This is a genomic window from Janthinobacterium sp. BJB301 (assembly GCF_002735685.1).
GTDB lineage: Bacteria > Pseudomonadota > Gammaproteobacteria > Burkholderiales > Burkholderiaceae_D > Janthinobacterium > Janthinobacterium lividum.
This window is the reverse complement of record NZ_PDZJ01000001.1, coordinates 2,682,349-2,697,202: the sequence shown is the minus strand read 5'-3', so window position 1 is coordinate 2,697,202 and position 14,854 is coordinate 2,682,349. Positions and strand designations below refer to the sequence as shown.

Below are 14,854 nucleotides of genomic sequence, written 5' to 3'. Positions count from 1 at the left end.
TCTTTGAAATGGCTGCTGGGGGAGGCAAGGCGTGAGCGACGACGACACACCCGTTCCGGATGCGGTCCCCGCAGGCGGCTTGCCGCACGGCCTGGTCCAGCGCGACGAGGGCGTGTTCCTTGACCTGTCCCTGGCGCCGGCGCAGCTGCGCACCGCCGTCGAGCAGCTGTTCCAGTCGGGCCAGCTGCTGGCCGGCCTCGATTACGGGTTGTTCCTGCTGACCCTGTTCCATGCCCCCACTCCCCGCGCCGCGCCCAAAGGCGATGCCCTGCTGCGCATCGCCGTGCGCGTGGCGCCATTCCCGCCCGCGCGCCGCGCGCTGTACAAACAAATCAAGATCCGTGGCGACAGCGCCGAATTTTACTTTGAAGCCTTGCCTGCGGACGCGGACGGCCAGGTGCCGGCGCGCCGCGAATTCGACGAGCTGGTAGCCGACCTGTGGTGCAAGGGCGTGCACTACGGCATCGATAGCGCGGCCGTGCGCGCAATGCTCGCCAGCGGCAAGGCCGAGCGCATCACGGTGGCGCGGGTGCTGCCGCCACAGCCGGGGCGCGACGCCCAGCTGGTCGAAGTATCGCAAGGCATCCACCGCGACGATGCGCCGCGCGAACGCTCCGATGGCCGCCTGGATTTGCTCAGCTTCAAGAACCGCTTTCCGCAAGTGAAAAAACACGCGCGCCTGCTGCGTCTGCTGCCGGGCACGCCCGGCTTGCCTGGCTACGACCTGGCCGGCAAGGCGCTGCCACCGCCCGTGCCGCTGGAACTGGACCTGGCCACCGTGGCGGGGCCAGGCACGGCGGTCGAGCATTTCAGCGATGGCGATTTCGTCGTGGCCACGCAAGATGGCTATGTGAATGTCGATGAGCACGGCAAGATGTCCATCGAAAACAAGATCGTCAGCCGCGAAGGCGTCAGCAGCCGTACGACGGGCAATCTGAAGCTGAGCGCCGCCTACGAGGAGTATGGCGAAGTGCAGGAGCAGCGCCAGCTCGACGGCAGCGACATCACCATCCATGGCGACGTCTACGGCCACTTGCACTCGCATGGCGGATTAATATGGCTACAGCGCAACCTGGTGGGCGGCACGGCCTTTAACGAGCATGGCGACGTGCGCGTCGAGGGCGTCGCTTCCGGCTCCGTGCTGCAGGCGCTGAGCGGCGAAGTGCATGTGAAGCGGGCGGAAAGCTGCGTCATTGCCGGCACGCGCGTGGTGATCGACAGCGCCAGCAATTGCGAGATCATCGCCGACGAGGTCGTCATCGAACTGGCCGAAGGCTGCGCCGTGGCGGCGCGCACCATCCGCATCGGCAGCGCTGGTCCCCGCAAGCAGGTGGAGATGCTGCTGTTCCCGCTGGTGCCCGACTTGAGTGCGCTGGAACAAAAGATCGCCGAGAGCCTGGCGAAGGCGGCGCAATTCCTGCAGGTGCAGCACAAGCGCCAGCAGGAAATCGATGCCATCGCGCAATTGCCCGAGGTACGCAACTACCTGACCCTGGCGGGCCAGCTGCGGCGTGGCGAATTGCAACTGCAAGCAACGCAGCAGGTACAGTACGACAAGCTGGCCGCGCGCATCGCTCCCGTCCTGAAAGAGGTGGCGCGGCTGCGCGTGGAGGTAAAACAGTCGGAAATCCTGCACGCGCAGATGCTGGCGCTGGTGGAACAATTGCGCCAGGAGCGGCAGGCAACGGCGGGCCAGTCGCGCTGCACCCTGAGCCTGATTGATGGCGAGACGACGGTGCGCGCCCTCGTCGTGCCGCCCGGACCGGCCAAGGTCTACGACCGGCCGCCGAAGGAAATCAAGGCCTTGCTGCGCAGCGCCACGCCGGCCACGCAGCCCGTGTTCGCGGATAGCACAGGCAGCCTGGACTGGACCTACCAGCCGCCACTCTGATCAGTCGATAACCTTGCCGCGAGATTGTTTGAGGACGCTGTGCGTGCTCTTGCTGTCGAGACGGCGCCGCTGCGAGCTGCGCGTGGGCTTGGTGGCGCGGCGCACGGCGGGCAGGAAGGTCACGCTGTCGATGATTTCCTGCAAGCGCCGCAAGGCTTCTTCCTTGTTCTGTTCCTGGCTGCGCGACTGCTGCGCCTTGAGCACCAGCACGCCATCCTTGCTGATGCGGCTGTCGCGCAGGGCCAGCAGCCGTTCCTTGTACGCTTCCGGCAGCGACGAGGCGGCGATGGGGAAGCGCAAATGGATGGCGCTGGACACCTTGTTGACGTTCTGCCCGCCCGGGCCCTGGGCGCGGATGGCGGAAAATTCAACTTCAGCGGGGTTGACGAGGTGTTGCATGGCCTGCCTGTTGGGGGATGATGGGGGTATTGTAAGGGAAGATGGCTGCGCCGGCGCAAGGCCGGGCGCTGAGGCCAGGCTGCCTTCCGGGAAAGTTGATGTTTCTCAACGTCGCCTGCGGCGATGCTGGTTAGCATGGGGCCAACGTTGCGCCACTGCGCATCCTGGCAGCGCCTACCGGATGAAAGGAACACCATGCAGCCCACGACCACGCCTGGCGCCGCAACGACCCAATACCTGACGCAGTACTTGAGCTTCCGGCTGGGCGGCCTGGAATACGGCCTCGATTACCGTTGCGTGCGGGAATTGCGCCCCCTGAAGGAACTCGACCGTTTTTCCTCGGAAGGGGAAGTGCTGCACAGCGTGGCCGTTTCGCGCGGCGTAATCATCCCCATCGTCGACATGCGCGCCGCGTTTGGCAGCGCCCACGGCGCGCCCGACCCGGCCACCGACGTGATCATTTTGCAGCTGAGCAATGGCGTGATGGGCATGGTGGTCGATGGCGTCACCGATATCGTCAGCCTGGCCGCCAGCGACATCGCCGCCGTGCCCGGCCTGGGCGAGGCGGAAGCCGATTACCTGCTGGGCCTGGGCACGGTGGCGGGGCGCCGATTGATCCTCGTCGACATCGACCGCCTGATGGCGATCCGCAGCCCCAGTCCCATGCAGGCGGCATAAAAAAAGACGACCCGGGAGTCGTCTTTGTGTTTTGCGTTAGCCCAGTTTCTCTAACTGATCCTGCAAGTCCAGCCATTCCGCTTCCAGCTGCGCCAGGTCCTTGGTGAAGAAGGTCTGGTCGGCCAGCAATTGCTTGAGCTTGGCCTTGTTGGCCGCGTCATAGATGGTCGGCTCGCCCAGCTTGGCGTCGGTTTCCGCCTTTTGCGCATTGCGCTTGGCGATCTGCTCTTCCTGGCGCTTGATCTTGTTTTCGATCGGTTTGCGCAGGGCGGCGGCCTTCTGGCGGTCTTCCGCTTCCTTGCGCTTGTCGCGCACGGGCGCGGCAGGGGCGGCGGCTACCGGCGCAGGGACGGAAGACGTCACGGGGAAGTCAGTCTTGTTGGCCTTGCCGGCGGCCGGCAGCACGTCCGTGCCCTTGCCCAGCTTGGTCTTGAACAGCCAATCCTTGTAGTCGTCCAGGTCGCCGTCGAACGGTTGCAGCTTGCCGTCGGCAACGATGATGAATTCGTCCGTGGTGGCGCGCAGCAAGTGGCGATCATGGGAAACGACGACCAGGGTGCCTTCAAACTGGGCCAGCGCTTCCGTCAGCGCTTCGCGCGTTTCCAGATCCAGATGGTTGGTCGGTTCATCGAGCAGCAGCAGGTTAGGACGCTGCCAGACGATCAGGGCCAGCGCCAGGCGGGCTTTTTCACCGCCCGAGAACGGTGCGATCGACGCGGTGACCATGTTGCCGGGGAAGTTGAAGCCGCCCAGGAAGTTGCGCAGTTCCTGCTCGCGCACGGTCGGGGCGATCTTCGCCAGATGCCACAGCGGCGATTCGTCGTGGCGCAGCATTTCCACCTGGTGCTGGGCGAAGTAGCCGATGTTGAGGCCCTTGCCCATGGTGGCGTCGCCCGTCAGCGGCATCAGTTCGCCGGCGATGGTCTTGATCAGGGTCGACTTGCCGGCGCCGTTCTGGCCCAGCAGGCCGATGCGCTGGCCGATCTGCAGCGAAAACTTGATGCCGTTGACGATGGTTTTATGAGTGATTTCGCCCGTCGCTTCGTTCTCGATCTTGTAGCCCGCATCGACGTCTTCCATCACCAGCAGCGGATTTGGTGCCGACAGCGGCTCGCGGAATTCGAACGAGAATTCGGCGGCGGCGCGCAATGGCGCCAGCTCTTCCATCTTCGCCAGCGCCTTCATGCGGCTTTGCGCCTGGCGGGCCTTCGAGGCTTGCGCCTTGAAGCGGTTCACGAACGATTCCAGATGGGCACGCTTGCGCTGCTGCTTTTCCAGCGCGCCGGCGGCCAGGATCATCTGCGCCGCGCGTTGGCGCTCGAAGCTCGAGTAGTTGCCCGAATAGCGCTTCAGCTTGCGTTCGTCGATATGCACGACCACGTTGACGACTTCATCGAGGAAGTCGCGGTCATGGGAAATGATCAGCAGGGTGCCGGCGTAGCGCTTGAGCCAGTCTTCCAGCCAGATGATGGCGTCCAGATCCAAATGGTTGGTCGGTTCATCGAGCAGCAGCAGGTCGGATGGGCACATCAGCGCTTGCGCCAGGTTCAAACGCATGCGCCAGCCGCCGGAGAAACTGGCCACCGGTTGCTGCATCTGGTCCAGGGTGAAGCCCAGGCCCAGCAGCAATTGCTCGCCGCGCGACTGCACGGTATACGCGTCGGCATCGGCCATGGCGCTGTAGATTTCGCCGATGGCGATACCGTTTTCCGACGTGGCAGGCTCCGATTCCAGGCGCGCCAGTTCCGCTTCCAGTTTGCGCAGGGTGACGTCGCCGTCGATTGCATAATCGAGCGCGGCACGGTCCAGCGGCGGCGTTTCCTGCGCCACGTAAGCCACGCGCCACTTGGCCGGGAAATCGATCTCGCCCTGGTCAGGGTGCAATTCGCCACGCATCATGGCGAACAGGCTCGATTTGCCCGCGCCATTGGCGCCGATCAGGCCGATCTTGTCGCCCGGATTGAGGGTGACATCGACTTGTTCGAGCAACGGTTTGATGCCGCGCATCAGGCTTACTTGTAGGAAACGTATCATTTTTTTCTTTGTAAAGGCTGGGCTTTGACCCTCGCCGTAAAAACATCGTGTAGGTCGGATTAGTCCGAAGGACGTAATCCGACGGGTGCCGCGCAGGCATGTCGGATTACGCTACGCTAATCCGACCTACCAATTCCATTAACCCAGCTTCAACTGCTCGGCCGTCAGCAGGAAGACCATGTCGTCGCCGGCGCTCGTCGTCAGCCAGGTCAGGCCCAGCTCGCCGAAGGCCGCTTCCGCGTAGGCGCGTTCGTTGCCGATTTCAATCATCAGGATGCCGTCGTCCGTCAGGCGCTCGGCCGCGCCGGCGATGATCTTGCGCACCAGGTCCATGCCGTCGCTGCCGCCGTCGAGGGCGATTTGCGGTTCAGCCAGGTATTCCTGGGGCAGGGCGCCCATCGAGGCGGAATTCACGTATGGCGGATTGCTGATGATCAAATCATATTTCTTGGCCGGCACGTTCGCGTACAGGTCCGATTCGATCAGGGTGACGCGGTCCTGCAATTTGTAGGTGTCGACGTTGCGCTTGGCCACGGCCAGCGCGTCGGCGGAAATGTCCACGGCGTCGACTGCGGCGTTCGGGAAGGCATCGGCCATCATGATAGACAGGCAGCCCGAGCCGGTGCACAGTTCCAGGATGTTTTCCACGGCTTCCGGTTCCGCCACCCATGGCGAGAAGTATTCAGGGATCAGTTCGGCGATGAAGGAACGGGGCACGATCACGCGCTCGTCAACGTAGAAGTTATACGTGCCCAGCCAGCCTTCCTTGGTGATGTAGGCGGCCGGCACGCGGTCGATGCTGCGGCGGTCGATGACGCTCATCACGCTGGCCACTTCCGACGGCAGCAGCTTGGCGTCGAGGAAGGGTTCGAGCTTGTCGAGCGGCAACTTCAAGGTGTGCAGGATCAGATAGGCCGCTTCGTCGAACGCTTCGGCGCTGCCGTGGCCGAAAAACAGCTTGGCGGTATTGAAACGGGTAACGGCGTAGCGCAGCAGGTCGCGTGGCGTGGAAAACGGGTTCGGGGTCATGGCATTCTCGAAAAGACGGTGTTCTGGCCCGCCGTGACGGGCCTCGGTATTCTGGTTCAGACGGGCAGCAAATGCTCCAGCGTGCGCCGGTAAATATTCTTCAGAGGATCGATGTGGCGCAGTTCGATGTGCTCGTCGATCTTGTGAATACTGGCATTGGGCGGCCCGAATTCTATCACTTGGGGGCAGATTTGCGCGATAAACCGGCCATCCGAGGTGCCGCCCGTGGTCGACAGCTCCGTCGCGAGGCCCGTTTCTTCCAGGATGGCGGCGGACAGCGCATCGGAAAGGGTGCCGCGCGGCGTGAGGAAGGGCAGGCCGCTCAGGGTCCACTGCAAATCGTATTGCAAATCATGCTTGTCGAGGATGGCGTGGACCCGTTCCTGCAGGTTTTCCGCCGTGCTGGCCGTGGAAAAGCGGAAATTGAAATCGATCACCATGTCGCCGGGAATCACGTTATTGGCGCCCGTGCCCGCGTTGATGTTGGACATTTGCCACGAGGTCGGCAAATAGTACTCGTTGCCGGCATCCCATTTTTCCTCGACCAGGTCGGCTAGCGCCTGCGCCGCTTCGTGAATCGGGTTTTTTGCCAGGTGCGGGTAGGCGATATGGCCTTGCACGCCCTTGATCGTCAGCCGGCCCGACAGCGAACCGCGGCGGCCGTTCTTGATCATGTCGCCCAGCTGCGCGCTCGAGGTCGGCTCGCCCACCAGGCAATAGTCGATCTGCTCGCCGCGTGCCTTCAATTGCTCGCAGACGATGACGGTGCCATCCGTGGCCGGGCCTTCCTCGTCGCTGGTGATCAAAAAGGCGATCGAGCCCGTGTGCCCGGGTGTGGCGGCGATGAATTCCTCGCAGGCGATCACCATGGCGGCGATCGAGGTCTTCATGTCGGCCGCGCCACGGCCGTACAGCTTGCCGTCGCGGTGCGTGGGAATGAAGGGCAGCGAACGCCATTGCTCGACGGGGCCGGTCGGCACCACGTCCGTATGCCCGGCAAAGACGAAGACGGGAGATGTCGTGCCACGGCGCGCCCACAGATTGGTGACGTCGTTCGACTGTATCGTTTCGCAGACAAAGCCCAGCGGCGTGAGGAGGTCGATCAGGTGCTGCTGGCAGCCCTTGTCGTCGGGCGTGACCGAGGACAGGGCGATCAGTTTTTCGGTCAGGGCAAGGGTTTTGGAGGTGGTCATGGGTAAGGTCGTGCCGGCAACATCGTTCCGGTGGTCAACTAAGTATGGTTACAGCGAAAAAAGGGTCTTGTACTGCGCATCGGAAAACGCCACGCTGAACTGGCCATCCTTGTCCAGCACGGGGCGCTTGATGATGGACGGGTTTTCCAGCATCAAGTCCAGGGCACTGGCCGCATCGACGGTGGACGCCTTGCGCTCGTCGGACAGGGCGCGCCAGGTCGTGCCTTTCTTGTTGACCAGCACATCCCACGGCAATTGCTGCAGCCACGCCTCGACGGTGGCGCGTTCCAGGCCCTGCTTCTTGAAGTCGTGGAAGGTGAAATCGAGTTGTTGCGCGGCCAGCCAGGTGCGGGCCTTTTTGACGGTATCGCAGTTGGGGATACCGTAGAGTGTAATGGTCGTCATGGGTAGGGCTAAGGGGAATGAATGCGGTTCGCTTGACCGTGGCGCTTGCGCCAGGGAAAAATGCGATGGTAGCCGCCATTATACAGTCGATGCGCAGTCGATGCGGCAGTGCAACACGCCCCAGTGATTTGCCCTACACGGGCCGTGGCGCCGCCTTGCCCGATTCGGCCGGACCGAAATGCAGGCCAAGTCGCAAGGCCAGGGCGCGCAGGGCGCCGCTTTCCTGCAGGTGCAGGGCCAGCGCGATGTGGCCGTCGGGGCGCACGAGATAGGCCGCGTCGCGGCCCAGGCCGGCCAGTTTGGCGGCCACGTTATACGTGTAGCAATGCACGGGCAGTTTCAGCACGCGCGCTTCGTCGAGCAGCTCGGGCGCTGCTTCGCCATAGATGTGCAATTGCCAATCCATGCTGCGCAAGGCCGTGAAATTGTCTTGCGTGCCGTCCGAGAACCACGGCAGGCGGTCGCCGCCGCGCAGGTATTCCGCATGGCCCGCGGAAAGGGCGCTGTCTTCATAGCTGATCTGGATTTGCGACACGGTCCGGAACAGCAGCCGGCGCGCGCGCGCGAAGCCGGAGAGGAAGGGCAGCGCGTGCGGCACCAGCCAGCGGCGCAGGAATTGCCCGGCCATGCCTTGCGCGACGATGGCCTGGAAGGCCCGGTCGGTGGTGGCGACGAGCTTGCGGGCAAACACGATGCGCTCGCTTTCATAGGTGTCGAGCAGGGCGTCGTTGCTTTGTCCCCGCAGTTTTTGCGCCAGTTTCCAGGCCAGGTTGACGGCGTCGCCCAGGCCCGTGTTCATGCCCTGGCCGCCCACGGGGCTGTGCAGGTGGGCCGCGTCGCCGAGGATGAAGCAGCGCCGTTCGCGGAATTGTCCGGCCACCCGGTGGTGCACCTTATACGTGGAAAACCAGTTCACGTGTTCGACCTCGATGCCCAGCAAGGCTTGCACCTGCTCCCGCACGTCGTCGAAGACGGGCGCGGGCGCGCCATCGGGGCGGTCGGGCAGGATGCCGATCAGGCGCTGCATGCCGCTGGTGCGCACGGGCAGCATCAGCGCAAACGAGTTCGCGCCCAGGTGGGCGTGCAAGTCCGTATTCTTGCCGGCCACTTGCGCGTCGGCCACGTAATACAGGTGGTCGTAGGTGCCGCCGGAGAACGCAAAGCCGGCGATCTCGCGCACCTTGCTGCGGGCGCCGTCGCAGCCGCAAATATAGTTAAACGTGCAATATTGGCGTTCGCCATTGTTGAGCAGGATGGCTTGCACTTCGCTATCGTCCTGCGTCCACAGGTCCAGCGCCACGTTCCATTCCACGTGCACGCCGGCCGCCGCCAGTTTGCTGATCAGGAAGCGTTCATGCTCGTCCTGGGGCAGGCTCAGGACGAAAGGGTAGGGGCTCAGCCCTTCGCCGATCTCGCCCAGCGCCAGTTTCACCAGCTCCTCGCCGCCTTCGTGGATATGCATGGCATTGATCTTGATGCCCAGGTGCACCAGCTCGTCGGCAAAGCCCAGCTGCTGGTAAAACTCCAGCGTGCGCGCATGCACGGCCATGGCCCGCGACGCCTGGCCCGGACCGCTATTCCTGTCGATGATGCGGCAATCGACGCCATGGCGCGCCAGGCGCAAGGCAAGCATGAGGCCGGTAGGACCGGCGCCGACGATCAAGACGGGAGGAGTATTCATGCCATCCAGTATAGGACAGGATGGGGGATGGCTGCGCGACGATTGAAGTTGCTGGCCAGAAATGAAAATGTCCCGCCGGAGCGGGACATTCACGGTGCTACGTGCGCCTTACGGCGCAGTAATTAAATACCGCGCAAGAGTTCGTTGATGCCGGTTTTCGCGCGCGTCTTCGCATCCACGCGCTTGACGATCACGGCGCAGTACAGCGAGTACTTGCCGTCTTCCGAAGGCAGGTTGCCCGAGACCACGACGGAACCGGCTGGCACGCGGCCGTAGGTCACTTCGCCCGTGGCGCGGTCGTAGATCTTGGTCGACTGGCCGATGTACACGCCCATCGAGATGACCGAGTTTTCCTCGACGATCACGCCTTCGACGATTTCCGAGCGGGCGCCGATGAAGCAGTTGTCTTCGATGATGGTCGGGTTCGCTTGCATCGGTTCCAGCACGCCGCCGATGCCGACGCCGCCGGACAGGTGGACGTTCTTGCCGATTTGCGCGCAGGAACCGACGGTGGCCCAGGTGTCGACCATGGCGCCTTCATCGACGTAGGCGCCGATGTTGACGTAGGACGGCATCAGCACGACGTTCTTGGCGATGAAGCTGCCGCGGCGGGCGACGGCGGGTGGCACGACGCGGAAACCGCCCTTGGCGAAGTCTTCCTTCGTGTAGTTGGCGAACTTGGTCGGGACCTTGTCGTAGAACTGCATCGTGCCATCGGATGGCAGGACGACGTTGTCTTCCAGGCGGAACGACAGCAGCACGGCTTTCTTGACCCACTGGTTGACGACCCAGTCGCCCGAGGTTTTTTCCGCCACGCGGATGCTGCCGTTGTCCAGGCCATTGATGACGTGGGAGACGGCGTCGCGCAATTCGGCCGTGCCGTTGCCCGGATTGATCTCGGCGCGGTTTTCCCAGGCCAGGTCGATGATGGTTTGCAGTTGTTGGCTCATGATGATGTCTTGTTTATGTAGGGGTTGATGCGGATGCGGAAAGCTGCTGGCAGAATTTTACTATGCGCAACGCTGCTTCCAGCCCTTCGGCCGTTTCGGCCACGAGGGCCATGCGGATGCGGTTGCGGCCCGGATTGATGCCGTGCGCGTCGCGCGCCAGGTAGCTGCCAGGCAATACCGTGACATTATATTCGGCGTACAGGCGTTGCGCGAATTGCGTGTCGGACAGTCCCGTGCGGCTGACGTCGGCCCACAGGTAGAAGCCGGCGTCCGGCAATTGCACGTCCATCACCGATTGCAGCAGCGGCGTGATGGCGTCGAACTTGGCGCGGTACTTGGCGCGATTTTCCTCGACATGGGTTTCGTCGTTCCAGGCCGCGACGGAGGCCGCCTGCACGGCAGGGCTCATGGCGCCGCCGTGGTAGGTTCGGTAAAGCAGGAATTTTTTCAGGACTTCCGCGTCGCCGGCAACAAAGCCCGAGCGCATGCCCGGCACGTTCGAACGCTTCGACAGGCTGGAAAACACCACCAGGCGTGCATACGGGCGCTCGATGGTGGACAGGCCCAGCATGTGCGCCGCCTGCAGCGCGCCCAGCGGGGGCGTGTCGCCGTGATAGATCTCGGAATAGCACTCGTCGGCGGCGATGACGAAGTCGTAGCGCTCGGACAGGGCGAACAGGTGTTCCCAGTCCGTCAGGGTCAAGACGGCGCCGGTCGGGTTGCCGGGCGAACACAGGAACAGCAGTTTGACCTTTTCCCACACGCTGGCCGGTACGCTGTCGTAGTCGCAGCCGAAATTGCGCGCCGGGTCAGAATTGACGAAATACGGCTCGGCACCAGCCAGGTAGGCCGCGCCTTCATAGATCTGGTAAAACGGGTTCGGGCTGATCACCAGCGAGCCGGCCGACGGGTCGATCACCGTTTGCGCCAGCGCAAACAGCGCTTCGCGCGAACCGTTCACGGGCAGGATTTGCGTGGCAGGATTGAGCTTGGGGATGCCGTAGCGGCGCTCGAGCCAACCAGCGATGGCCGTGCGCAAGGCTTCCGAGCCGATGGTGGTCGGATAGCTGGCCAGGCCATGGATATTGTCGGTCAGCGCCTGTTCGATGAACGCCGGCGTCGGGTGCTTGGGTTCGCCCATGCCCAGGCTGATGGGCGCATACTCGGGGTTGACCGTCACGCCGGCAAACAGCTGGCGCAGCTTTTCAAATGGATATGGTTGCAGTTTAGCAAGAAGTGGATTCACGGAACGGACCAGGGCAAGAGTGGAAAGACGATGTTGCTAAGCGACTAACTGGCGCGGCAGACTGGATGCCGGTCAAATAATAAGCTGCGTCTTTCATTATAGCCGTCCTCGCGGGCCCGCTGTGCAAGCCGCATCGGGCCGCGCCGGCCTGATCGTTGCCCGGCTTGCCACGGCATGCCGCAGCGGGGAGTGCCGCGCCATGGCGCGGCAAGGTAAAATACGCTATGTCTACCTTACTTCCCACCCTGCTTGCTATTGAAACTTCGTCCGAACTCGCCTCCTGCGCCTTGCTGCGCGGCGATGTCGTCCTGTCCCGCGCGTCGTCGGGCGTGCGCACCCATTCCCAGTCCATCTTGCCGATGGTGCAGGAATTGCTGGCTGAAGCGGGCGTGACCCTGGCCGACGTCGATGCCATCGCCTACGGCTCCGGTCCCGGTTCGTTTACGGGCGTGCGCACGGCCTGCGGCATCGCGCAAGGCCTGGCCTATGGCGCCAGCCTGCCCGTCGTGCCCGTTGTCACGCTCGACGCCATGGCGCTGGCATGCCACCAGCAGCATGGCGCGCAACGCATCGTGACCGTGCTTGACGCCCGCATGGGCGAAGTGTACTGGGCGCAATATGATTGCCAGGATGGCTTGCAGCTCGTTTCGCCACCGGCACTGAGCGCGCCGGCTGGCGTGGCGCCGCAAGGCGATGTTGCCGGCTGTGGCAACGGCTTTAGTGCCTATGCCGAAGCACTGGCCGTGCTGCCATGCGCTGCGACTGCTGACGCGGCCATCATGCCGCATGCCGTGCAAGTGGCGCAACTAGCGCGCATCGCCTATGCCGCCGGACATTTCGTGACGGCGGCCGAGGCGCAGCCTTTGTACTTGCGCAACAAGATCGCCTACACGAGCGCGGAACGGCACGAGATGCAACAGGCCAAGGCCGCCGCGGAGCCGGCACAATGATGGAGGCGGGCAAGGACGCAGTGACGCAGGATGGCAGCGCGGCAGGCTGGGACTTGCTGCGCCTCGACTATCAGCCCATGGTCGAAGCGGACCTGCTTGAGGTGCTGGCGCTGGAGCAGCGCGTGTATCCGCATCCCTGGACGCATGGCAATTTCGTCGATTCCCTCAAGAGCGGCTACCCTGCCTGGGTGCTGCGTGACGTGGACGGCACCTTGCTCGGCTACTTTTTGCTGATGCTGGTTGTCGATGAAGCGCACTTGCTCAACGTGGCCGTCGAGGGCGCCATCCAGGGCCAGGGGCTGGGCCGCTTCCTGTTGAATCAGTCCTGCGCCTGCGCCCGCCAGCTGGGCATGGAATCGATGCTGCTGGAAGTGCGCCCGTCGAACGTGCGCGCGCTCGATATTTACCAGCGCTATGGATTTGAACAGATCGGCCGGCGCAAGGGATACTATCCGGCCAGCAACTCGCAACGTGAGGACGCCATCGTGATGCGTTATACCTTATGAGCCGCAGCGCTGTTTTCCTCGATGAAATGGGCGTCGGTCCCCTGTGGCACTTGCGCCAGGGCGCCGCAGCCGAAGCCGTTGATGTCGTCGAAGCTCCCATGGAGATGGAAGTCGCCGTGGCGGCTCCCATGGCCGAAGCCGCTCAAGCCGTGACTGAGGTGGTTGCCGAGGTGGCCGCTGCGGTCGTTGCCGAAGTGGTCGCCGAGGTGAAGGCTGAGGTACCCGTCGCCGTTGCCGCCACGCCAGTGCCCGCCGCCGCGCCCGACGACACGGCCTGGTTCGACGATGCGCCGCCACCGCCGCCTGCCAAACAGTTGAGCGATACGGATATCGCCGCCCTCGACTGGGAAGGCTTGACGGCCGCCGTCGCCAAGTGCGCGCGCTGCGACTTGTGCAAGACGCGCAAGGGCGTCGTCATGGGCCGTGGCGATCGCCAGGGCGATTGGCTGATGCTGGCCAGCAGTCCCTCGCGCACGGAAGAACGCGAAGGGCGCGCCTTGCCGGGCGAGCAGGGCAAGTTGCTCGACAATATGCTGAAAGCCATCGAAGTCGATGCGGGGCGCGACGTGTACATCACGCATTTGCTGAAATGCCGTCCGCTCGATGAGGCGGGCCAGGAGCGCTTGCCCACCGAAGCGGAATCGGCCGCTTGCCGCCCGTACTTTGACCGCGAACTGGCCCTGCTGCAGCCGCGCACCATCGTCACCCTGGGTTCGATGGCCGCCGCCGGCATCAATCCCGGCGAGAAACCCGTGCGCGGCACCGTACGCCAGCTGGGCAATGCCTCGGTCGTGGCCACCTTCCATCCGGAAATGTTGCTGCAGGACGAGACGGGCAAGGCCAAGGCGCGCGCCTGGGCCGACCTGTGCCTGGCGAAAAGCGCCCACGGCGATTCGCACGGTGAGTGATGCGGCCGGCGGCACGTTTCAGGTCCGCTTCGAGCAGCGCTGGGGGCATCTGACGCACCCCCGCGTGCGTGCGCTGGCCTGGCTGCTGGACTCGCCCGACTTGCTGGACCCGGCCAGCCCCCACTGGGGCGGGCGCATCGCCAGCCTCGCGCCCGTCACGCCCTTTGTCGCGGCATGGCTGGGGGCGCTGCAGGATGATCCGTCGCCGCTCGATGCGGCGCTGGGGCCGAAATTCTATTCCCGCCTGGGCCTGTATGCTGAAAAGCTGCTGGCCTTTTATTTTGAGCAGCATGGACTATTGCAAGCGCATGGCTTGCAAGTGCAGGTCAATCGCAACGACACGGTGGGCGAGTTCGATTTTTTGCTGCGTGATGGGGTGCAGGGTGACGCGTTGCTGCACTGGGAATTCGCCACCAAGTTCTACCTGCTGGAAGGCGCGCCCGATCCCGGTATTTTCAACCACTTGATCGGCCCCAACCTGGCCGATACTTTGGGCTTGAAGATGCGCAAGATTCTCGACAAGCAGCTGGCCTTGTCTCGTCATCCGGCCGCGCAAAGCCTGCTGGCGCAACCTGTGCGCGCGGCGCAGGCACTGGTCAAGGGCTGGCTGTTCTATCCATCAGGCGCCACGCCCGCCATGGACGGCATTTCCCAGGAACATGGACACGGCTTCTGGTGCACGCCGGCGCAATTGCCGGCGCGGCGCTATGTCGTGCTGCCGCGCCTGCAATGGCTGGCGCCATTCAAGGGGCGCGACGTGGAAGTGCTGGACGTGGATGCCTTGCGCGCACAGTTGTTTGATCTGGCGCAACCCGTAATGGTGGCAACGGTGGATACTATCGAAGGCTGGGAGGTGGAGTGCACGCGCGGTTTTGTCGTGCCACATGACTGGGTGGAGCAGGCTGCCGCGCGGCGGCTGACAGGCACGTTACCTGCGTAACCATGTACCGTGAGCCTAATGCCGAAGTCATGTAGGTCGGATTA

The 14,854-nt window shown here is 63.7% G+C and carries 14 protein-coding genes; 6 read left to right on the top strand and 8 right to left on the bottom strand.

The annotated features are described in order from the left end of the window. Positions 1-31 precede the first annotated feature (31 nt). Complete coding sequence (locus tag CSQ91_RS11925) at positions 32-1,891, top strand: flagellar assembly protein A (RefSeq protein WP_099388345.1); 1,860 nt, start codon at positions 32-34, stop codon at positions 1,889-1,891. Here CSQ91_RS11925 and arfB read toward each other — a convergent pair whose 3' ends face one another. Next, positions 1,892-2,290: an alternative ribosome rescue aminoacyl-tRNA hydrolase ArfB gene (arfB, locus tag CSQ91_RS11920; protein WP_034779396.1), complete on the bottom strand. Its 399-nt coding sequence runs from the start codon at positions 2,288-2,290 to the stop codon at positions 1,892-1,894. Between the two features lie 195 nt (positions 2,291-2,485). Between arfB and CSQ91_RS11915 the strand changes: the two genes are divergently transcribed. Beyond that, a complete protein-coding gene (locus tag CSQ91_RS11915; protein ID WP_034779394.1) occupies positions 2,486-2,968 on the top strand; it encodes a chemotaxis protein CheW in 483 nt (160 codons plus the stop codon). Positions 2,969-3,004: 36 nt separating this feature from the next. Here CSQ91_RS11915 and CSQ91_RS11910 read toward each other — a convergent pair whose 3' ends face one another. The 7 genes from CSQ91_RS11910 to dapC all read right to left on the bottom strand — a co-directional run bounded on the left by CSQ91_RS11910 (position 3,005) and on the right by dapC (position 11,506). Further along, complete coding sequence (locus CSQ91_RS11910) at positions 3,005-5,002, bottom strand: ATP-binding cassette domain-containing protein (protein WP_070255513.1); 1,998 nt, start codon at positions 5,000-5,002, stop codon at positions 3,005-3,007. Between the two features lie 138 nt (positions 5,003-5,140). Beyond that, positions 5,141-6,031, bottom strand: coding sequence for a 50S ribosomal protein L3 N(5)-glutamine methyltransferase (gene prmB, locus CSQ91_RS11905; protein WP_099388344.1), 891 nt, complete (start codon positions 6,029-6,031; stop codon positions 5,141-5,143). Between the two features lie 56 nt (positions 6,032-6,087). Beyond that, the gene (gene dapE, locus CSQ91_RS11900) at positions 6,088-7,224 is read right to left on the bottom strand and encodes a succinyl-diaminopimelate desuccinylase (protein ID WP_099388343.1); all 1,137 of its coding nucleotides are present in this window, start codon (positions 7,222-7,224) and stop codon (positions 6,088-6,090) included. 48 nt (positions 7,225-7,272) lie between these two features. Continuing rightward, the gene (locus tag CSQ91_RS11895) at positions 7,273-7,629 is read right to left on the bottom strand and encodes an ArsC family reductase (protein WP_070282205.1); all 357 of its coding nucleotides are present in this window, start codon (positions 7,627-7,629) and stop codon (positions 7,273-7,275) included. 133 nt (positions 7,630-7,762) lie between these two features. After that, a complete protein-coding gene (locus CSQ91_RS11890; RefSeq protein WP_099388342.1) occupies positions 7,763-9,310 on the bottom strand; it encodes an FAD-dependent oxidoreductase in 1,548 nt (515 codons plus the stop codon). A gap of 122 nt (positions 9,311-9,432) precedes the next feature. Beyond that, positions 9,433-10,260: a 2,3,4,5-tetrahydropyridine-2,6-dicarboxylate N-succinyltransferase gene (gene dapD, locus CSQ91_RS11885; RefSeq protein WP_099388341.1), complete on the bottom strand. Its 828-nt coding sequence runs from the start codon at positions 10,258-10,260 to the stop codon at positions 9,433-9,435. A gap of 13 nt (positions 10,261-10,273) precedes the next feature. After that, entirely contained in the window at positions 10,274-11,506 is a 1,233-nt protein-coding gene (gene dapC, locus CSQ91_RS11880; RefSeq protein ID WP_070255503.1) for a succinyldiaminopimelate transaminase, read from the bottom strand. A gap of 224 nt (positions 11,507-11,730) precedes the next feature. Between dapC and tsaB the strand changes: the two genes are divergently transcribed. From tsaB to CSQ91_RS11860, 4 genes are read left to right on the top strand one after another with little or no spacing between them, the layout of a single operon-like run. Further along, positions 11,731-12,456: a tRNA (adenosine(37)-N6)-threonylcarbamoyltransferase complex dimerization subunit type 1 TsaB gene (gene tsaB / locus CSQ91_RS11875; RefSeq protein WP_180278407.1), complete on the top strand. Its 726-nt coding sequence runs from the start codon at positions 11,731-11,733 to the stop codon at positions 12,454-12,456. Continuing rightward, complete coding sequence (gene rimI / locus CSQ91_RS11870; protein ID WP_070255497.1) at positions 12,453-12,962, top strand: ribosomal protein S18-alanine N-acetyltransferase; 510 nt, start codon at positions 12,453-12,455, stop codon at positions 12,960-12,962. The genes tsaB and rimI overlap by 4 nt, the downstream gene beginning before the upstream one ends. After that, complete coding sequence (locus tag CSQ91_RS11865; protein ID WP_099388340.1) at positions 12,959-13,870, top strand: uracil-DNA glycosylase; 912 nt, start codon at positions 12,959-12,961, stop codon at positions 13,868-13,870. Before rimI ends, CSQ91_RS11865 begins: the two co-directional genes overlap by 4 nt. Continuing rightward, positions 13,863-14,810, top strand: coding sequence for a DUF1853 family protein (locus tag CSQ91_RS11860; protein WP_180276899.1), 948 nt, complete (start codon positions 13,863-13,865; stop codon positions 14,808-14,810). Before CSQ91_RS11865 ends, CSQ91_RS11860 begins: the two co-directional genes overlap by 8 nt. The last annotated feature ends 44 nt before the right edge of the window (positions 14,811-14,854 follow it).